Source organism: Pleomorphomonas sp. NRK KF1, from assembly GCF_023721755.1.
Taxonomy (GTDB): domain Bacteria; phylum Pseudomonadota; class Alphaproteobacteria; order Rhizobiales; family Pleomorphomonadaceae; genus Pleomorphomonas.
This window is the reverse complement of sequence record NZ_JAMDLH010000005.1, coordinates 386,351-405,781: the sequence shown is the minus strand read 5'-3', so window position 1 is coordinate 405,781 and position 19,431 is coordinate 386,351. Positions and strand designations below refer to the sequence as shown.

The window sequence follows — 19,431 nt, the reverse complement described above, 5'->3', positions numbered from 1 at the left end:
CGGGTGTGGAAGCGCAGCAATGCGTGAAGCTTACCGGTACTAATAGCTCGATCGGCTTCATCGCTCTCATTATCCCTGTCCATCCATCAGGATGTACAAGACACAACACAACACGATCCGGCAGCCAAAAGCTGCCGCCAAAGACCATGTCATTCGCTCAGCTCTCCCCAACAAAAGGGAAAGCCGAGCTCTTGCCCTTCGCCGGCCTGGTGGTCATGGCGGGGAGAAATGCACCCGATCCCATCCCGAACTCGGCCGTGAAACTCCCCAGCGCCAATGGTACTCCGTCTCAAGACGCGGGAGAGTAGGTCGCTGCCAGGCCTGCAAAGGGCAAGACAAGACAACAAAACACACGACACAAACCTCTTCACAAAACGAACAAACACACAAAGCCCTCCGAGAGAGAAATCTCCGGAGGGCTTTGTCGTATCCAAAACGCCGAACAGTACCAGAGCGACGCCGCCAGGGTTGAGATGGGCGTCAGATATCAGCGCGCCTTGTAGACGCAACCGGGTGATCCAGCAGGCCTGACCTCGCCGTCACGGTAAATGAACGAGACCTTGCCGCCGCGCGACGCAGGCCGCCTCGTAAGCGTCGGCCGGTTTCAGAGTGGGCACACACACCATACCGGCGATCCCCACGGATGCCCGATCCGAACACATCGGCGGTCCTTCACCACAAGGTGAAGCCGACTGTCGGCCATCCTCGGAACCGACTTGTCCATCCGACGTTTCATTCACGGTTCCCCGAACCGAAACCAAGCTAGACGTGAAGGGAGACAGTCATGGGTTCCACCACCGACAAGATCAAGGGCTACACGAATGAAGCCGTCGGCAAGGCCAAGCGGGCCACCGGTGAAGCGCTCGACGATACCGAGCTGAAGGTCGAGGGCGACGCCCAGGAAGCCAAGGGTGACGCCCAGAAGGCCGTCGGGAAGGGCAAGGAAGCCCTCAAAGACACCATCGACAAGGTCTGACCGACTTTGCCTCCGCGTTTCCATGACGCTGCCGATCCTTTTGGAGCGGCAGCGTCTTTTTTATCGATCAAGATCTGCTGCGCGCAGTTGGTGCGCTCCCGACCTTGAGGCTGCAAATGGTCCAAAGAACGTTGCTGCAGGCATTCCACTGGTACTATCCCGGAGACGGACGTCTTTGGCCAGATATCGAGGAGAAGGCGGCCTCCCTCGCCGATATGGGCGTCACGGACGTTTGGTTGCCGCCCGTCTACAAAGGGGCCGCCGGAGGGCAATCGGTCGGGTACGACGTCTATGATCTGTTCGACCTCGGCGAGTTCGACCAGAAGGGCGGGGTTCCCACGAAGTATGGTGACCGGGGTGCGCTGGAGCGTGCCGCGCATGCCCTTGAAGAAAAGGGCATCGGCGTCATCTACGACGTGGTGTTCAATCACAAGATGGGGGCCGACGAGACCGAGCGGGTGCAAGTGCATCGCGTGAACCCCGACAATCGCGAGGAAATCGATTCCGAGACCTTCGAGGCCACGGCGCACACGCGCTTCACCTTTCCGGGACGACAGGGGCGCTATTCTGAGTTCATATGGGATGCTAAATGCTTCAGCGGCGTCGATCGCATCGAGGATCCGGACGAGAACGGCATCTTCAAGCTCGTCAACGCATATGACGACGGGTGGAGCGTCGAAGTCGGCGAGGAGTTCGGCAACTTCGATTACCTGATGGGCTCGGACATCGAGTTCCGCAACAAGGCGGTATACGAGGAGCTTAAGCACTGGGGGCGCTGGCTGATGGACGAGCTGCCCTCAGCGGGTTTCCGCCTCGATGCCGTCAAACACATTCCGGCCTGGTTCTTTCGCGACTGGATCGGACACATGCGAGAGAGTGCCGGCAAGGACCTGTTCGTCGTCGCCGAATATTGGCTTCCGGACCTTGATGCGCTGCGCGGTTACCTTGATCTAGTCGATCATCAGCTCATGCTGTTCGATGTGGCTTTACACTATAACTTCCACGATGCCTCGAAAGGCGGCGCCGATTACGATCTGCGCACCCTGTTTGACGGCACGCTGGTCGGAGCCATGCCGGAGCACGCCGTGACCCTGGTCGCCAACCACGACACGCAGCCGCTGCAATCGCTGGAGGCGCCGGTCGAGCCATGGTTCAAGCCGCTTGCCTATGCCCTTATCCTGCTCCGGGAGCAGGGTGTGCCTTGCGTGTTCCATCCCGATCTCTATGGCGCCAAATACACCGACAAGGGCGGCGACGGCGAGAACCATGAGATCGAGATGCCGGCGATCGCCTGCCTGCCGGCGTTAATCGCTGCGCGTCAGCGCTTCGCTCACGGCCCGCAAACGGATATCTTTGATGATCCGAACTGCATCGCCTTTGTCCGGCACGGAACAACCGAGGCGCCCGGCTGCGTGGTCGTCATGACCAATGCTGGCGAGGCCGCAAAGTCCGTCGAACTGGGGCAGGAGATGGCTGGCGTCGCCTTCCGCGATTTCCTCGGACATCGCGACGACGAGGTCACCACCGACGAGATGGGACGCGCAGGCTTCCCTGTGAATGCCGGTAGCGTCAGTGTTTGGGTGCGTGGCGACACGCTCTAGGACTTGGCGATTGACGCTTTGGTCCTTGCGGGCGCCGCGCTTGTGACCGTGAAGAAGGAGATATCGATTGACTTCAGAAGCGCTCCGGCCGAGCCCCATGGGCAAGCTTCCAGCCGCACTCGCCGCCGTTGCTCCGGTCGCCTCGGCGGCGATCATCGGCAATCTCGCCACCATGCCCAACCTGACGCCCTGGTACGAGAGCCTTGCCAAGCCACCATTCAACCCGCCCAACGGCGTTTTTGGCCCCGTCTGGACGCTGCTCTACCTGCTGATGGCCTGGGCGTTCTTTCGCATCCTGCGCAGCCCTGACGGCGCTTCGCGTCGCCGTGCCATCATCTTCTTTCTGGTGCAGATGGCGTTGAATGCGGCGTGGTCCGTCGCCTTCTTCGGATTTCATTCGCCACTGGCGGGACTCGTGGTGATTCTATTGCTCATCACGACCATCGCAGCGACGATTCACGCCTTTCTTGCCGTCGATCGTATCGCGGGCGGGGCGCTCGTTCCCTATCTCGGATGGGTCGCCTTTGCGACGCTTCTCAACGCTTCGATCCTGTGGCTGAACTGACCGATCCGATCGGGACGAACTGTCGGGAAGGAAGAGTCGAGCCGCCGTGGAGGCCAAAAACAAAAAGGCCGCCCTAAGGCGGCCGCTTTGCAAGTCACTGACTTCTCTTCTGAAAATGGAGCGGGCGATGGGATTCGAACCCACGACCCTAACCTTGGCAAGGTTATGCTCTACCCCTGAGCTACACCCGCGCTCCGCTTTTCAGCGCGCTCCGTCGCCGGAGCGAGGGGGTATATCGCCCAAGTCGGCGGCGAATGCAACAGGCTTTTCCAACTTTTTTCGCCAGGCACGCTTTTTTGCTGGGAAAAGGAACCTCCAAACTCGTCAAGGCCCGGATTTTTCAGCGGTTTTGGCTTGCGCAAACCGGGCGTTCCCTGAAATATCGCAGGGACTTGGGGCATTTGCCCGTCCGTTGCGAGGTTGTCATGGCTGCGACGCGCGCCGATCTTTTCGCCTTTCTCGATCGTCTCGGCATCGCCCACAGGACGATCGAGCACCCGCCACTGCCGACCGTCGAGGCTGCGATGGCCATATGGGGTGGCATGAGCGGCGGGTTCGCCAAGAACCTGTTCGTCAAGGACAAGAAGAGCCGCCTCTTCCTGATCACGCTCAGGAAGGACGCGTCGCTCGATCTCAAACATGTCCAGACGGTGATCGGCGCCTCGGGTCGGGTATCGTTCTGTTCGGCCGACCAGTTGATGGAACATTTGGGCATTCTGCCCGGTTCGGTGACGCCGCTCGGCGTCATCAACGACACGGCCGGTATGGTGACGGTGGTCCTGGAAAGGGCGTTGCTGGAGCTCGATCCGGTCCATGTGCATCCGCTTGAAAATACGGCCACCACGGCGCTTTCGGCCGAAGGGCTGGTCGCCTTCCTTCGGGCGACCGGCCACGAGCCGCTTGTTGTCGACCTGCCGCTTGTCGCCTGAAACGGCGGCGACTGTTAAACTTGGTCTTGCCGCCCTATATAGGGCGGACGAATTACCCTTTGCCGTCTCCTCCCGAGGGAGACCGGCGCCCAGCAGTCGAGTGAGAAGATGAGCAGCCCGACCTTCACCTTTGGCAACGGCTTTGCCGCTCCTGACGCAGCTCAGGCCCCGGCAACCAACGACGTGATCGAGACGACGACCCGCGATTTCGCGCGCGATGTGCTCGACGCCTCGAAGGACAAGCCGGTGTTGGTGGACTTCTGGGCGGAGTGGTGCGGTCCCTGCAAGCAGCTGACGCCGATCATCGAGAAAGTGGTACGCGACGCCAAGGGCAAGGTGCGCCTCGTCAAGATGAACATCGACGACCATCCCGAGGTGGCGGGGCAGCTTGGAATCCAGTCGATTCCGGCGGTCATCGCCTTCGTCAAGGGGCGCGCTGTCGACGGTTTCATGGGCGCCCAGCCGGAGAGCCAGGTAAGGCAGTTCATCGAGCGTGTCGCCGGTCCCATGGGGCCGACGGACCAGGAAAAGCTGATCGCTGCCGGTCAGGAGGCCCTGACTGCCGGCGACTCGCAGGCCGCCGCCGATGCGTTTCTCGCCGTGCTCGACACGGAGCCCGAATCGCTCGTTGCGATCGCTGGTCTCGTCCGGGCGCTGACGGCGGCCGGTCAGCTTGAGGATGCACGCACGGTGCTTGCCCGCGTGCCGGACCTGAAATCGGGCGATGCGGCCATCGCTGGCGCGCGTGCCGAGCTGGAGCTGGCCGAACGGGCAGCCAGCGTCGGAGATACCGATGCGCTCTCTGCCGCCGTGGCCGCCAATCCTGCCGACCATCAGGCCCGGTTCGAACTGGCCGAGGCGCTTGCCGCCAAGGGCGACAGGCAGGCGGCTGTCGACCAACTGGTCGAGATCGTCCGGCGCGAGCGCGCCTGGAACGACGAAGCGGCGCGCAAGCAGCTGGTCAAGTTCTTCGAGGCCTGGGGCATGACCGACCCCATGACGCTCTACGGGCGCCGCAAGCTGTCCTCGGTTCTGTTCTCCTGATTCACGAAAGGCATTCGATGCAAGTCGGCAACGCAAGCTATGTCGGTCCCGCCGATCTTCCCGGCGAGCTGCCACTCTTCCCTCTGAAGGGCGTGCTTCTGTTGCCGCGCGGCCTGCTGCCGCTCATCGTGTTCGAGCCGCGCTATCTTGCCATGGTCGACGCCGCGCTGGCAGGCGACCGTCTGATCGGTATCATCCAGCCGCGCTTCGACGCCGACGAGAGCATCGAAGAGGGGTCGGCGCCGCTTTGCGACGTCGGGACCGTCGGCCGGATCACGGCGATCGCCGAGACTGGTGACGGCCGTTATCAGGTGACGCTGACCGGCGTCTGCCGCTTTCGGCTGACGGGGGAGGCCAAGTCCGATCTGCCCTATCGCGTCGGACGTGTCGCCTGTGACTTCCCTGTCGATTTCGAACCGCGAACCGGCGAGGAGGACGTGGACCGCACCGCTTTTCTCGAGGTGTTCGAGGCCTATCTCGAGGCCAACGAGATGGAGGCGGACTGGGATGCCGTCGAGAAGGCGTCGACCGAGGCGCTGATCAACACGCTGTCGATGATGAGTCCCTATGGTCCGGCCGAGAAGCAGGCATTGCTTGAGGCGCCCGATCTTAAGACGCGCGCCGAGACGCTGATCGCCATCACGGAGATCACGCTGGCGCGCGCCGCCGACGGTGCTCCGACCACTTTCAACTGAGGATGCCGCAATGCTGGAGAACGACGGCCGACGGACCGGCGAGGTCGATCCCAAGCTCCTGGAGATCCTCGTCTGCCCGCTCACCAAGGCAACGCTGGAATGGTATCCCGAACGCCGGGAGCTGGTCTCCCGACCGGCGCGGCTTGCCTATCCCGTACGCGACGGCGTGCCAATCATGTTGCCCGACGAGGCGCGGGCGCTCGACCCCGACGAATAGTCAAGGGGTATCAGGCTGGAAGGCCGCAGGCCGTCTTGAGGCGGGCCTCGGCTTCGTCATCGGCACCCGATAGACGGATGGCCTTGAGGCGCGCCGTTGAACCGGACACGACCGCGGCGGCCGACTTCGGCAGGCCGGCCGTCGTGGCCACAAGCGCCGCAACGGCGGCGTTGGCCTTGCCATCCTCAGGCACTGCCTTGACCCTTGCTGCCACCACTGTCCGTCCATCGGACAAGGTCTTCACGCCATCTATGCGGTCGGTGCCGCCGCGCGGCGTCAGGCGCACCTCTACGACGAGGTCGCCGCCATCGCGCCGGATCGGGGCGTCGGCCATCGGATCAGAAGACGTAAGGATAGATGTAGCGGATGATGATCTGCTGCAGAAGGATGATGCCGAACCAGAGCACGAGGAAAGACAGGTCCAGCCCGCCGGTGTTCGGCATGAAGCGCCGAATGGGTCGCAGCAGGGGTTCGGTCATAGTGTAGAGAAAGCCGGCAATCGTCGCCACCACCTGGTTGCGCAGGTTGACGACATTGAAAGCGACGAGCCAGGACATGATCGCCGAGGCGATCAGGATGTACATGTAAAGACTGAGCACCTGGAGGAGAACGTAGAGAACGGCCTGCATGAAGGGGTCTTTCGCGTCACGAGTTTTCCGAGATGTAGCCATGACACCGGGTGCCCGCAAGGCCGCTTTACGGTACCAACGGCCAATGATCGCCCGAGTTGGTAAAGGACGAAGCTCGTCCTTGTGCCGAAGGCCGCCGATGGGCGACGGCCTGTCGCTTTCCGGGCGACTATCGCCGGCCCGAGTTTCGCCACTTATCTCAGCCGGGAACGGGATGTGGAAAGGCTTGACAGCCTCGGTGCCTCACCCTAAAAGCGGCTCACCCGACGCCGGGTTCGCGGCCGAAAAGCCGTGCCGGATGGGGCTGTAGCTCAGATGGGAGAGCGCTGCAATCGCACTGCAGAGGTCAGGGGTTCGATTCCCCTCAGCTCCACCAATTTCCTTTGGAAATGGTGTTCAAAGTCATCGAGAGATGATCGAGGTCTTGCCGTCAGTTCTGGCTCTGCGGTGAGATTGCCGCCAGGCGGGTGACGCTTGAGCCTCTCCTGCCCGGCGGGCGATAGTCATTCCAGAACGACCGAAATGCGGTCGCCGCGATACTCGACCGGAACTCCGGACGAAGGCGCCATGGGTGGTACTCCTGGACGAACGCGGCGGATCGTCAGATGGTGAACCGGCGGCATGCCCGGATAGGATCCCTGGCACTCGCCGATCTCGAGGATGCCCTGGGCATCGTCCCAGCGGAACGGGATACGGGCGGATTCTCCGCGCTCGTAGCCGAGGCTGAGGCCATCATCCTCGTAGAGCTCGAACGAGCCATCGGATCCCGGAAATACGAGGATCGTCAGAGTGTCCGAGTTCATGCCGGCCGTCGATTGCCGGGTCGGACCGAGAGGGAGAATGCTGCCAGCCCGAGCATGCAGCGGAATGCGATCGAGCGGGTTGGGAACTTCGTACGTGCAGCCGCCGGCGCGGTACTCGCCGGTCCAGACATCGAACCAGCCGCTCTCCGTCTCGGGCAGATAGACTGGCCAGGTATCCGCTCTCTCGGCCAGGACCGGAGCGACGTGCAGGGCCTTGCCGAACATATAGGTGCGGGTCTCGTCCAGCGCGCGCGGGTCGCCGGCGAAATCGAACACCAGCGGCCGTATCATCGGGGCTCCGGTCGCCGCCGTCTCGGCGGCCGTCGCGTAGATGTAGGGCAGCAGGCGATAGCGAAGCTCGAGATAGACCTTTGCGATGGCTTCCACCTTCTCCCCATAGCGCCAGAACTCGGTATCGGTCTCGAAGCCATGGACGCGCTGCATCGGCAAGAAGGTGGCAAACTGGAACCACCGCAGGAACCGCTCGCGATAGGCCGGGTCGTCATATTGGCCGGGCCCGGGGCGGAAGAAGCCGCCGGCGTCCACTGTCCAGTAGGCATAGCCCGCCGCTGCCATGTTGAGGCCGGCCGCCACCTGATTTCCGAGCGTAGCCCAATCGTTGCCGACGTCGCCCGACCAGGTGAAGGCGGGATAGCGATGCTGGCCGAGGAAGGCGCTGCGGGTCAGGATCAGCGCTCGCCTGTCCGGTACGGACGCCTTCCACGACTCCGACACGGCGCGGGTGACCTCCAGAGGGTAGGCGAGCTGGACGTGTTCGCCCCGGCCTGCGGCTGTCATACGCCCGGCGAGATCGTCGTTCTCGGGCTCGGTGGCGTCCTGCCACCAGGCGTCGATGCCGAAGCGTCTCAGCCGTTCTTCCTGCTGGGCGGCGTAGAAGGTGGCGGCCTCGGGGTTGAAGAAGTCGACCCAGTCGGTACCCTCGATGAAATACCCGCGATGGACAAACTTCTGGCCGAGCTCGGACGACGGATCGATGCGCGCCCAGACCGACAGCATGAAGCGCGCGTCGCGCCGATGCACATCGTCGATCAGCTGTTTCGGGTCGGGGTAGTGGGCCTCGTCGAAGCGCATGGCATTCCAGCCGTGAGAACCCCAATATTGCCAGTCCTGCACGATGACATCGAGCGGCAGGCTGCGTCGCCGGAACTCGTCGAGCGTCTCGATGATCTCGTCCGATGAATGGAAGCGCTCGCGACAATGGACGTAGCCGAAGGCCCAGATCGGCAGCATGGGCGTCGCACCGAGGAGTTGGCGATATCCGACCATGACTTCGGAGGCGCTCGGGCCGGCGATCACCACATAGTCGATGGCATCAGCGACCGGTGAGCGCCAGACCGTGCGATCGCCGACGGGGCCGTGATGGAGAACCGGAGCGTCGGCCTCGTCGGCTTCCACTGTCACCATGTGAGAGCCGGGCGCAAGGTCGGCAAAGAAACTCGTCGTCGGTGGAAGCCAGAAGTTGTCGTAGTCGGCGTAGGTCCGGCCATCGATTTCGACCCGGTAGCGCGTTCCCATCTTTCGCCCGATATCAAGCAGCATCGCCTGGCGGCCGTCGGTCGCTATCTCGATTTCGCCCTCGAACCTGGCCGTCCGCCGCTCCACAGAGGCTCCACCCGAGGACGTCGTGACGGTGGCGGTTTGTGCCTGTCCGATAGAATGCTTCGCCAGAACCGTTCGGTTCGGCGGCGGATTCAGTTCGCTGCGGCCGCGATGGTGCCAAACAAGACCATAACCTCGGCTGGAGAGGAGGAACGGCAGGCTGATCTGGGTGTTGACCTGGGTGAGACGACGCGGCAGGCCGCGCAGGTCGAGTGCACCGTCCTGGAAGCAGCCGGTTCCGTAGAGGTGCTCGTCGGGCGGGGAGTCGAAGGCCTGTTCGGCAATGTGGATCGGTTCGTCGCCGAGCCGGTCCGGCGACAGGCTGCGCCCCTTCTCTGACTCGGAGAGCAAGAGCGCCCCGTCCGCCCCGAAGAAACGCAGACGTCCGGTGGCTTCGACTACCTCGCAGACGATATGCGGCAATTCGAGGCGGGTGATTCCGTTGTCGGGTTGTATGGAGGCGGCCACCTGCGGCTGGTTGCCGAGCAGTATCCTGCTTTCCGGCATCGCTCTCTCGTGCCCGACCGGTACGAAGCGAACCCTCAGGGCCCGCTCGCTCAGCACCGAAATGCAGAGTGCGCCACCGGCGTAGGCTTTGACGAAGTCAGGCGTCCTGCCTGCGTGGGAAAGAGCGATCTTGGTCATGCTGCCCGGAATGTTGACGTGTGATGGAAGGGGGCGATCGGCACCGGCGTTCATCCCTTGACCGAGCCGCTCGTCATGCCGGCGATGATGAAGCGCTGGCCGAGAAGGTAGATGACGATGACCGGGATGATGGTGAGCAGGATGTCGGCGGAGACGAGATTCCAACTGCTCTGGTACTGGCCGAAGAAGTTGTAGACCGCGAGGGTCATCGGCCAGTTGGCGCTGCTGTTGAGGTAGTAGAGCGGTATCATGAAGTCATTCCAGATATTGAGGAAGTTCAGGATACCGGCGGTGACGAGGACCGGTTTCAGCAGTGGCAGGACCACGAGAAAGAACAGCTGGAGAGGCCGGCAGCCATCGATGATGGCGGCCTCGTCGAGTTCGCGGGGGATGGTCTCGACGAAGCCGTAGATCAGGAAAATGGAGAACGGCACCTGCAAGGCGGCATAGAGGATGATGACGCCGATCTTGGTGTTGATGAGGTGGGTCACCTGCATCATCGTCGTCAGCGTGAAGAAGTTGATGGGCAGCGCGATGCCCATGATCAGGAACAGGTAGAGGAAGCGGTTGAAGCGCGTCCGGTGCCGCGACATCACGAAGGCGGCCATGGCCGACACCAGCGTGGCGATCACGGTGGCCGACGTGGCGTAGAGCAGGCTGTTGAAGAAGCTGGCGACCAGCTTTCCCTTCTCGATGGCGATCAGGAAGTTCTCGAAGTGGAGCTCGGTTGGCAGCTCCATGCTCATCGTGCTCGCCTCGGTGGACGATTTCAGCGCGTTGAGGGTGATGAGATAGACCGGCAGGATCATGACCAGACTGGCCAGAAAGGCGGCGAGATGGGCGGCGGGAGCGCGCAGGTTCCTAGGCATCGGCGTTCTCCTCAGTCGCGGTCCGTCTGGCGTTCCATCACCCGGATGACCAGGTATCCGGTGACGACCAGGATCAGGAACAGGATGCTGGAAATGGCGGTGCCGAGCCCGAACTGCCCCTTGGAGAAGGCCTTGAAGATCTCGGTCGACAACACCTCGGTGGCGTAGCCCGGCCCGCCGTTGGTCAGCGCGTAGACGATGTCGAAGACGCGCAATCCGTAGAGGACGTTGAGCACGGTGACGATCATCAGCGCCGGCATCAGCATGGGTAGGGTGATGTGGCGGAACTTCGCCCAGGCTCCGGCGCCGTCGATTGCGGCAGCCTCGTAGAGGTCTTTCGGGATGGTCTGCAGGCCGGCGAGCAGAATGACCATGATGTAGCCGATGCCCTTCCAGCTATCGACGCCGACGACCGAGTAGAGCGCGATGTTCGGGTCGATGAGCCAGGGCAAGGCGAGGACGTCGAGGCCGATGCCGCGCAGGAAGCTGTTGAGGAGCCCGGCGGCGGGATCGAGAATCGAGCGGAAAATCAGGGCGACGACCAGCGTCGGCAAGATGACCGGAAGGTAGATCAGCACCCGATAGCCGTTGACGAACCAGCGGACGCCCTGATTGAGCAGCAAGGCGAGCGCAAGGCCGAACACCGTCTTGATGATGATCGTCCAGAAGGTGAACAGCAGCGTGTTCGCGATGAAGGACAGATAGTTCTCGTCGGGCGACAGGATGGTCCGGTAGTTGTCGAGACCGATGAACTCGACCTCCTCCGAGTAACTGCTCCAGTCCGTGAACGAATAGGCGATACCGCTGAGGCTCGGAATGATGAAGAACGTTACGTAAAGGGCGAGCGCCGCGAGAACGAAATAGAGCGGGTAGGGGCTGTGCGATTTCATTGCGGTTTCCGGTTGCTCGCGGTCGCACCCCCGGCCCGGGAGCGTCGCTCCAGGAGAAGGCCGGGGATGGGCGCCAGTCTCTCGGCGGGGGCAGTCCGGCTGCACAATAGCGGCGCACCTTTGCCGGAACTGTTCGGGTCGAGGTGAAGCAGGAACGGACTACTTCTTCCAGGCGGGATCCCTGGCGGCCTTGGCGAGATCGCCGCGACGCTTGTCGATGTTGGCGAGCACCTTTTCCGGATCCATCGCCCCGGTGAACATCGCCGTCAGGTCGGCGCCGATGTCCATCCATTGCGGATTCACGTAAGTGACGGCGGTCTGGTAGACGGTGCCGCGCGCATCCTTATGGGCATCGAACAGGGCCTGAACGTCGGCGCTGAACTTGCTCTTCGCCCCCTCGAAGGGCAGCGTCATCGCCGTTGGCGTATTGTCGATGAAATAGTCGACGTTCTCGGGCTGGGCGAGGAAGTCGAGATACTGCTTGGCCGCGTCGATATGGGCCGATCCCGAGTAGATGAAGTGGGTGGGGCCGGCCGGATTGATGTTGACCATCTGGTTGTCGGCGAGCGGTATCAGGAACACGCCGATGTCGGATGCCTTCATGTCGGGATAGTCGTGCTCCACCAGCGAGGCGAAGCCAGTGTTGGCGAGGACCATCGCCACCTTGCCGCTGGCCATTGCCTTGGACGCACCGGTGTAGACGTCGGCGAGGGCGTTCTTGCCCATGAAACCGAGGTCGTACACTTCCTTGAGCTGGGTGACGGCGGCGAGCATGGTGGGATTGCCCGCGAAGGTCGCCTTGTTGGCGTTGAGAGCGTCGGCGAGGCCCGGCGTCACCTCTTCAAAGCGCGGTCCCAGTTCCGGGAACCAGAGCACGTGATGCCAGCCGTCGGCAACCGGCTCATAGAGCGGCTGAATGCCGTTGTCGGCGAGCGTCTGGCACAGGGCCTTGAAGTCGGCATAGCTCTTGGGAGCTGAAAGACCATGTTGGGCGAACAGCGTCTTGTTGTAGCTGATCACCCAGGTATTGCCGAGCACGTCCCAATAGGTGAGACCATAGAGCTTGCCTCCAACGGAAGACTGGGCGGCAACCAGCGGGTCTTCCTTGGCGGCCCAAGGCTCGTTCGTGAGATCGACGGCGTTTTTCTCGACGTTGTACTGAAGCTTGAGATCGGTGACGCCGCTTTGCCCGCCGAACAGGTCGGGTCCTTCGCCAGAGTTCAGCTTGGCCTGGAGAACGTTGAAGTACTGGCCCGACGGCAGGATCTGGAAGTCGATGGCGATCCCGGTCTTCTCCTCGAACTTCTTGGCGAGCGCCTGTTCGGCGTCCTTTACCCAGTCCTGGCTCGCCATATAGGTCAATGTCACCTTGTCCGCCGCGAACCCGACGCCGCTGGTCAGGGCAAAGGCCAGACAGGAGGCGCCGGCAAAAGCCAGCAAGCGCTTTACGCCTCTTGTCGGAAATTGGTTTCTGTAGGTCGCTGTCATCAAATCCTCCCTCGTTGCAGATCCGACTGGACTGCTCCGTCCTCCGACGGCCCTGAACCGAAGACCTTCGCGGTCGCCTCTTGCAGCACGCGACTCCTTCGCGTGCCGCCGACATCATCCCGGTCTCCGGCTCGTTCCCTCGATTGTAAGCGCTTACAATCGGTGTGCTATTCTCTTGAGCCCGCCTTTTTCTCCTCGCCGGGCAGGCTTGAGATAGTCACCATGTTGCTGTAAGCGCTTACAATGCTAAGTTCGTCGCTGGATGTCTGTCAATGGGCAACGCGGAAGGCCGGAGGAATTTATGAGAGGCATCGCCCGTCTGGCGCGTGAACTGGGGGTGTCCACGGCCACGGTGTCCCGCGCTCTCAACGGCAATCCCAATGTCAATGAGGCGACGCGTCAGAAGGTTCTGGAAGCGGCGCAACGCCTCGGCTATGCGGCCAACCAGGCCGCCCGATCGCTTGCTCAGGGCGTCACGCACTCCGTCGGCTTCATGATTGAGCTCGACCAGGAGAGCACCACCAGCACCGACTATTTCTTCATGGGGGTCGTCGAAGGCATGCAGGCCGTTCTGGCCGCCCATGGTCTCGATCTCCTTGTTCTCCCCTGCGCCAAGAGCCAGGACAACTTCACCTTTCTCCAGCGCTTCGTCTCCCGGGGGGCAGTCGACGGCCTGATCCTGGCCGAAACGCGACGGATCGACAGGCGTATCGATCTCCTGAAGTCGTCGGACATCCCGTTCGTCACGCTGGGACGAAGCGACAGCGGCAGCGGCTATTCCTGGATCGATCTTGATTTCGAGGGTGTCATGGCCACCGCCGTCGAACGTCTGGTTCGGCTTGGTCATCGGCGCATTGCCGTGACGGTGCCGTCCAACGACGCCAACTACGGGGCGATTTTTGCGCAGGCCTATCGGGACAATCTCGCCAGACACGGCCTCGACTTCGATGAAGCACTGGTTTTCCCGACCCGACGCCGGGAGGATGACGGTGACAGCATCGTCGATGGCATCCTGGACAGACCCGATCCCGCGACGGCGATCATCCTGTTTTATGAAGTGACCGCGATCGGCATCTACAGGCGTCTTGCCGAACGTGGACTCAAGCCAGGCCGGGACTTGTCGATCATCGGATTCCGTCGCGAGGAGTCGGTCCGATTCCTCATGCCGCAGGTGACGTGCTTCCAGATGTCGCTTCAGGATCTGGGAACGGCCGCGGCTCGCGCGCTACTTGCCCAAATGCCGATGACGGTCAGGGCTTTTCCCTCGGGCATCGTGCAAAGCCGGGTGCCGTTGTCGCTGGTGCCGGGCGAGAGCGACGGGCCCGTTTGCCTTCGCGAGGGTTAAGGCGAGCCTCTCGGAGGTGGCGCGGATAGCGTGACGCTCCACCCCTGCCGGTTGCCTGCACTTTCAACGGACGTGATTGCGCTTTACTGGCGGGGCCATACTTGATCGACCTTCGAAATCATCCATATTGTTCTGAGGTCTATCGGCCCGGCCTGCCCGCGAGGTGAGTCATCCACTGAAAATTCAACCTTGACGGAGGGCTGCAATGCCGCACGACACGTCCCTCATTTCGACGATTGTCGGCGGCCTTGTCCTCGCCTTCATATTTGGCGCCATCGCCAATCGTTTCCGCCTGCCGCCGCTGGTCGGCTATCTCGTTGCCGGCATGCTGGTCGGGCCACATACGCCGGGTTTCGTTGCCGATCAGGAGCTGGCGCCTCAGCTCGCCGAACTCGGCGTCATTTTGCTCATGTTCGGCGTCGGCCTGCACTTTGCCCTGAAAGACCTCTTGTCGGTCCGCTTCATTGCCGTGCCGGGCGCGATCGGCCAGATCGCCATCGCCACGCTGCTTGGCTGGGGGCTCGGCTACAGCATGGGTTGGTCGACGGGCGGCAGCGTGGTGTTCGGCATCGCCCTGTCCGTTGCCTCGACGGTGGTGCTGCTCAAAGCCTTGCAGGAGCGACGCCTCGTCGACAGCGAACGCGGCAAGATCGCCGTCGGCTGGCTGATCGTCGAAGACTTGGCCATGGTGCTGGTCTTGGTGCTCATTCCGGCGGCGGCCAGCGTGGCCAATGGCGGCGCCAGTGCCTATTCCGACCCACTCGCCGCGGTCGCCAGCCGATTGATCGGGATCGATCTCGGCGTCGGCGGCATCGTGGCGGCGACGCTGATCAAAGTCGCCATTTTCGTCGCGCTGATGCTTGTTGTCGGCCGGCGCGTGATCCCGGCCATCCTGCACCGCATAGCCCACACCGGTTCCCGCGAGCTGTTCCGACTGGGGGTTCTGGCCATCGCGCTCGGCGTCGCCTTCGGCGCGGCGGAGCTGTTCGGGGCCTCGCTGGCGCTCGGTGCCTTCTTTGCCGGAATGGTGCTGTCGGAAAGCGAGCTCAGCCACCGGGCCGCTCAGGAAAGTCTGCCGCTGCGTGACGCCTTTTCGGTGCTGTTCTTCGTGTCGGTCGGCATGCTGTTCAACCCCAGCATTGTCGTCAACGAGCCCTTCGTACTTCTCGCCACACTGGCCATTATCCTCGTCGGCAAGACGGTTGCTGCCTTTGGCATCGTCCTGCTTTTCCGGCGTCCGGTGAAGACCGCCCTCACCATTTCGGCCAGCCTTGCCCAGATCGGCGAGTTCTCGTTCATCCTGGCGGAAATGGGCGTCGGCCTCGGTTTCCTGCCTGAAGAGGGGCGGGATCTCATCCTGGCGGGCGCTCTGATTTCCATCATTCTCAACCCGGTGATGTTTGGCTTGGCCGACCGGCTGCGCCCCACATTGGAAAGCTGGTTGCAGCCCAGATCGGAGTCCGTGTCCGACACCGTCGTTCCCGCGGCAGCGACCGAGAGCGATCCTCCGAAGGCGGAAGGCGATGGCGACCCGGACGAAGAGGCGGTGGAACCCACGACCCTCGCCGGGCATCGCGTGGTGGTCGGTTACGGTCGGGTCGGCAGCGTTATCGCGGACGATCTCGCCGGGCGGAACGTGCCCTTGCTGGTGATCGAAGATGGCGAGGATCGGTTGCGCCGTCTACGCGACAAGGCCGTCGAGACCATCGCCGGCAACGCTGCCGACGGTCGCGTTCTCGCGCTTGCCGGTCTGGAACGGGCAAAGGCCCTGCTGGTCGCCATTCCCGAAGGCTTCGAGGCTGGCCAAGTGGTCGAGCAGGCGCGCCGGATCAACGCGAGCCTTCTCATCGTCGCTCGCGCCCATTCCGACGAAGAGGTGGAGCACCTGTTGCGCCATGGCGCCGACAGGGTGATCATGGGCGAGCGCGAAATCGCGCTCGGCATGCTCAAGATGCTCGACGACCAGTCCGCCGCGCCGCATGGAGCAGCCGCCGAGACGCCACCATCGGATGCGACGATGCCGCCCGATACGGACGAAGGAAAGCCCGCCGCGTGACCTCGGGAGCCGCGCCAGTCCCCTTCTTCAAACGCTGCTTGACGGCGCCGAAGACGGCTGTCGCCCTTCTGTCGGCCCTTCTCTTTGTTGCCGCCCTACACTTCGGCTTCGGCACAGAGGTCGGCTCATCGCTATCGACGACGCTCGGGGCCGGCGATCAAGCTGTCGTCCGCCACTCGGCTCTCCTTCGCGACGGGCTGAGACCTGTCGTGGCCGCCGAGCATGGCGACCGGACCTCGGCTCCGCCACCCCGGTTGCCGGCAGCTTTGGTCCTTGCTGCCGTCGTCGTGGCAGCTCCCGTCTGCGGGCGCGTTTTGCGTGCCGTTGCCGGGACCATTTCCTGCCACAGCCATTTCCCCGGCCATCGGCCTCGGGCACCGCCCATCGCCACCTGATTTTCCGAACCCAAATCAGGTTTCGCGGCCGCTCGTCTTCACGGAGACGCAGCGACGTCGCTCGGCATGGACACGCATATGAAAACTTCCCGCTGGCTGGTGGCGCTCTACTCGGCCATCATCGCCCTCGGCATCATCGTCACGCTTCCCAACGTGGTGCCACAATCCGTCCTCGACAACTTTCCCTCTTGGCTGCCGCGCGACCGGGTGTCGCTCGGGCTGGACCTCAGAGGCGGCTCGCATCTCGTACTGGAGGTGGATGCCGCCGATCTCGTGAAGGAGCGACTGCAAACGCTGACGCAGGATGCGCGCCGAACGTTGCGCGAGGCGAAGATCGACACGACATCGATCCGCCGCGCGGGCAACGCCGTGACCGTCAACCTCGACGATCCCGGGCAGACCGCCCGCGCCGCCGGAGAACTCGGCAAGCTCGCCGCATCGATCGGCAATCCCGGGCTTGGCGTGACGGCCAGCGATCTCGACATCCGCCAGAGTAACGGCACGGTGACACTTGCTCTCACCGACGCCGGTCTCACCGATCGCGCGGCGGCGGCGGTCGAGCAGAGCCTTGAAATCATCCGCCAGCGCATCGATCAGGTGGGTGTCGCCGAACCGACCATCCAGCGCGTGGGCAGCGACCGCATCCTGGTGCAGCTTCCCGGCGTGCAGGATCCGGCACGTATCCGGGAACTGCTCGGTTCGACGGCCAAGATGGGCTTCCACCTGCTGTCCGACGCGGCGACCGCCGATTTCATGCCGCCGGGCGTGACCATTCTTCGCGATGACGAAGGGCGGACCTATCCGGTCGAGGACCGCGTCGAGCTATCCGGCGACCGCCTGACAGACGCGCGCGTCGGTTTCGACCAGAACACCAACGAGCCGATCGTCTCCTTCCGCTTCGATTCGGCCGGCGCTGCCCGCTTTGCCGACATCACCCGCGCCAACGTCGGTCGCCCCTTTGCCATCGTGCTCGACGACAAGGTGCTGAGCGCGCCGGTGATCCGCGAACCGATCACGGCCGGCTCGGGTCAGATTTCCGGTAATTTCTCGGTGCAAAGCGCCACCGACCTCGCGGCCATGCTCAGGGCGGGCGCACTCCCGGCCAAACTGACGGTGATCGAGGAACGCACCGTCGGCGCCGATCTCGGTGCCGACGCCATCGAGATGGGCGTTGCCACCGGCCTTATCGGCTTCGCACTGGTGTTCGGCTTCATGCTGGTGCTCTACGGCGCCTGGGGATTGCTCGCCAACCTGGCTCTCGGCCTCAATGTCATCCTCACCTTCGCCGGCCTGACTTTGCTGGGGGCGACGCTGACGCTGCCGGGCATCGCCGGCATCGTTCTGGGCATCGGTCTCGCCGTCGACGCCAACGTGCTGATCAACGAACGCATCCGCGAGGAGTCGCGCAAGGGCATGAGCGCCATCGCCGCACTCGATGCAGGCTTCAAGCGCGCCTACTCGACCATCGTCGACGGCAACGTCACGGCGCTGATCGCCTCGGTGCTGCTGTTCTGGTTCGGCTCCGGCCCGGTGCGCGGTTTCGCCGTCACCATGGGCATCGGTCTTGTCATCTCGATGTTCACCGCCGTGTCGGTGGTGCGCGTGCTGATGCTGGCGATCGTCCGGCGCCGCAAACTCAAGAAGATGGACATCCGGCCGCTGCTGCCGATCAAGCTCATCCCCGACGGCACGGCCATTCCGTTCATGCGGGCACGCTTCTTCGGCATCGGCTTCTCGGCGCTCCTGTCGCTCGCCTCGATCGGCCTCTTCATCTACCCGGGCCTCAACTACGGCGTCGACTTCCGTGGCGGCATCCAGATGCAGGTGGAGACGACGGGGCCGGCCGACCTCGCGGCCTTCCGCTCCGGTCTCGATGGCCTGGGGTTGGGCGAGGTGGCGCTGCAGGCCTTTGGCGACGACAACCACCTGCTCGTTCGCGTCGAACGACAGGACGGGGGCGAAGAGGCACAGACGGTGGCGGTCGAGCAGCTCCGGCAGGAGATCACCAAGATCGATGCCTCGGCCAAGGTCATCGGCACCGAAGTGGTCGGCCCCAAGGTGTCGGGCGAGCTCGCGACGGCCGGTGTTCTCGCCGTGATCTTCGCCAGCCTGGCCATGCTGGTCTACATCTGGGTCCGCTTCGAATGGCCATTCGCCGTGGGCGCCATCGCCACGCTGGTGCTGGACGTCACCAAGACCGTCGGCTTCTTCGCGCTGACGGGGCTCGACTTCAACCTGACGGCCATTGCCGCCCTGCTCACGCTGGTCGGCTATTCGGTCAACGACAAGGTGGTCGTCTACGACCGCATGCGCGAGAACATGCGGCTTTACAAGGCGATGCCCCTCAGAGAACTGATCGACAAGTCGATCAACGAGACGCTGGCGCGCAGCCTCTACACCTCGGTGACCGCCTTCCTGTCGCTGCTCCCGATGGCGATTTGGGGCGGGAGTGCGGTGGAGAGCTTTGCGGTGCCGATGATCTTCGGCATCGTGATCGCCGCGTCGTCGTCGGTATTCATCGCGGCGCCGATCCTTCTGTTCCTCGGCGACTGGCGGACGCGTCGGCGGCGCAGCCAGCCGGTGCCGACCAGCGGCGCGCCTTCCGAAGCGTGAGGCCAACGGGGAGGCCGGATGCGGCCGGCCTCCTTTCCTCTCACATGACCC

17 protein-coding genes, 2 tRNA genes and 1 rRNA gene are annotated in these 19,431 nt (G+C 63.3%); 13 read left to right on the top strand and 7 right to left on the bottom strand.

Annotated elements, in window-relative coordinates; all coding sequences use genetic code 11:
• The first annotated feature begins 205 nt into the window (after positions 1–205).
• From rrf to M4J39_RS15220, 4 genes are all read left to right on the top strand, one after another.
• Positions 206–321: ribosomal RNA gene (gene rrf / locus M4J39_RS15235) — 5S ribosomal RNA — on the top strand.
• Between the two features lie 463 nt (positions 322–784).
• Positions 785–976: a CsbD family protein gene (locus tag M4J39_RS15230; RefSeq protein WP_251729253.1), complete on the top strand. Its 192-nt coding sequence runs from the start codon at positions 785–787 to the stop codon at positions 974–976.
• A 116-nt stretch (positions 977–1,092) separates the two neighbouring features.
• On the top strand, positions 1,093–2,577 hold the full coding sequence (amyA, locus tag M4J39_RS15225) for an alpha-amylase (RefSeq protein ID WP_251729252.1): 1,485 nt from the start codon (positions 1,093–1,095) through the stop codon (positions 2,575–2,577).
• A gap of 67 nt (positions 2,578–2,644) precedes the next feature.
• The gene (locus M4J39_RS15220) at positions 2,645–3,142 is read left to right on the top strand and encodes a TspO/MBR family protein (protein ID WP_251729251.1); all 498 of its coding nucleotides are present in this window, start codon (positions 2,645–2,647) and stop codon (positions 3,140–3,142) included.
• 116 nt (positions 3,143–3,258) lie between these two features.
• On the opposite strand, the gene M4J39_RS15215 is transcribed toward M4J39_RS15220, so the two are convergent.
• A tRNA-Gly gene (locus tag M4J39_RS15215) sits at positions 3,259–3,333 on the bottom strand.
• Between the two features lie 234 nt (positions 3,334–3,567).
• Here M4J39_RS15215 and M4J39_RS15210 point away from each other — a divergent pair.
• The 4 genes from M4J39_RS15210 to M4J39_RS15195 all read left to right on the top strand — a co-directional run bounded on the left by M4J39_RS15210 (position 3,568) and on the right by M4J39_RS15195 (position 6,027).
• Positions 3,568–4,071 carry a prolyl-tRNA synthetase associated domain-containing protein gene (locus tag M4J39_RS15210; protein ID WP_251729250.1) on the top strand — a complete coding sequence of 168 codons (504 nt, stop codon included), beginning with the start codon at positions 3,568–3,570 and terminating at the stop codon, positions 4,069–4,071.
• Between the two features lie 108 nt (positions 4,072–4,179).
• The gene (trxA, locus tag M4J39_RS15205; RefSeq protein ID WP_251729249.1) at positions 4,180–5,115 is read left to right on the top strand and encodes a thioredoxin; all 936 of its coding nucleotides are present in this window, start codon (positions 4,180–4,182) and stop codon (positions 5,113–5,115) included.
• A 17-nt stretch (positions 5,116–5,132) separates the two neighbouring features.
• Entirely contained in the window at positions 5,133–5,810 is a 678-nt protein-coding gene (locus tag M4J39_RS15200; protein WP_251729248.1) for an LON peptidase substrate-binding domain-containing protein, read from the top strand.
• 10 nt (positions 5,811–5,820) lie between these two features.
• On the top strand, positions 5,821–6,027 hold the full coding sequence (locus M4J39_RS15195) for a Trm112 family protein (RefSeq protein ID WP_251729247.1): 207 nt from the start codon (positions 5,821–5,823) through the stop codon (positions 6,025–6,027).
• Positions 6,028–6,037: 10 nt separating this feature from the next.
• Here M4J39_RS15195 and M4J39_RS15190 read toward each other — a convergent pair whose 3' ends face one another.
• A complete protein-coding gene (locus M4J39_RS15190) occupies positions 6,038–6,361 on the bottom strand; it encodes a DUF167 family protein (RefSeq protein ID WP_251729246.1) in 324 nt (107 codons plus the stop codon).
• Positions 6,362–6,365: 4 nt separating this feature from the next.
• Positions 6,366–6,656 (bottom strand): YggT family protein, encoded by a 291-nt coding sequence (locus tag M4J39_RS15185; protein WP_251729245.1) that lies wholly within the window; start codon positions 6,654–6,656, stop codon positions 6,366–6,368.
• Between the two features lie 300 nt (positions 6,657–6,956).
• Between M4J39_RS15185 and M4J39_RS15180 the strand changes: the two genes are divergently transcribed.
• A tRNA-Ala gene (locus M4J39_RS15180) sits at positions 6,957–7,032 on the top strand.
• 127 nt (positions 7,033–7,159) lie between these two features.
• On the opposite strand, the gene M4J39_RS15175 is transcribed toward M4J39_RS15180, so the two are convergent.
• The 4 genes from M4J39_RS15175 to M4J39_RS15160 all read right to left on the bottom strand — a co-directional run bounded on the left by M4J39_RS15175 (position 7,160) and on the right by M4J39_RS15160 (position 12,971).
• The gene (locus tag M4J39_RS15175; protein ID WP_251729244.1) at positions 7,160–9,724 is read right to left on the bottom strand and encodes a TIM-barrel domain-containing protein; all 2,565 of its coding nucleotides are present in this window, start codon (positions 9,722–9,724) and stop codon (positions 7,160–7,162) included.
• A 50-nt stretch (positions 9,725–9,774) separates the two neighbouring features.
• On the bottom strand, positions 9,775–10,593 hold the full coding sequence (locus M4J39_RS15170) for a carbohydrate ABC transporter permease (RefSeq protein WP_251729243.1): 819 nt from the start codon (positions 10,591–10,593) through the stop codon (positions 9,775–9,777).
• A gap of 11 nt (positions 10,594–10,604) precedes the next feature.
• Complete coding sequence (locus tag M4J39_RS15165) at positions 10,605–11,483, bottom strand: carbohydrate ABC transporter permease (protein WP_251729242.1); 879 nt, start codon at positions 11,481–11,483, stop codon at positions 10,605–10,607.
• 159 nt (positions 11,484–11,642) lie between these two features.
• Positions 11,643–12,971: an ABC transporter substrate-binding protein gene (locus M4J39_RS15160; protein ID WP_251729241.1), complete on the bottom strand. Its 1,329-nt coding sequence runs from the start codon at positions 12,969–12,971 to the stop codon at positions 11,643–11,645.
• 301 nt (positions 12,972–13,272) lie between these two features.
• On the opposite strand from M4J39_RS15160, the gene M4J39_RS15155 reads away from it, so the two are divergent.
• From M4J39_RS15155 to secD, 4 genes are all read left to right on the top strand, one after another.
• The gene (locus M4J39_RS15155; protein ID WP_251729240.1) at positions 13,273–14,316 is read left to right on the top strand and encodes a LacI family DNA-binding transcriptional regulator; all 1,044 of its coding nucleotides are present in this window, start codon (positions 13,273–13,275) and stop codon (positions 14,314–14,316) included.
• A 205-nt stretch (positions 14,317–14,521) separates the two neighbouring features.
• The gene (gene ybaL / locus M4J39_RS15150; protein ID WP_251729239.1) at positions 14,522–16,372 is read left to right on the top strand and encodes a YbaL family putative K(+) efflux transporter; all 1,851 of its coding nucleotides are present in this window, start codon (positions 14,522–14,524) and stop codon (positions 16,370–16,372) included.
• Complete coding sequence (locus M4J39_RS15145; protein WP_251729238.1) at positions 16,369–16,767, top strand: hypothetical protein; 399 nt, start codon at positions 16,369–16,371, stop codon at positions 16,765–16,767. The genes ybaL and M4J39_RS15145 overlap by 4 nt, the downstream gene beginning before the upstream one ends.
• Before the next feature lie 78 nt (positions 16,768–16,845).
• Positions 16,846–19,380: a protein translocase subunit SecD gene (gene secD, locus M4J39_RS15140; protein ID WP_251729237.1), complete on the top strand. Its 2,535-nt coding sequence runs from the start codon at positions 16,846–16,848 to the stop codon at positions 19,378–19,380.
• Positions 19,381–19,431: the final 51 nt, after the last annotated feature.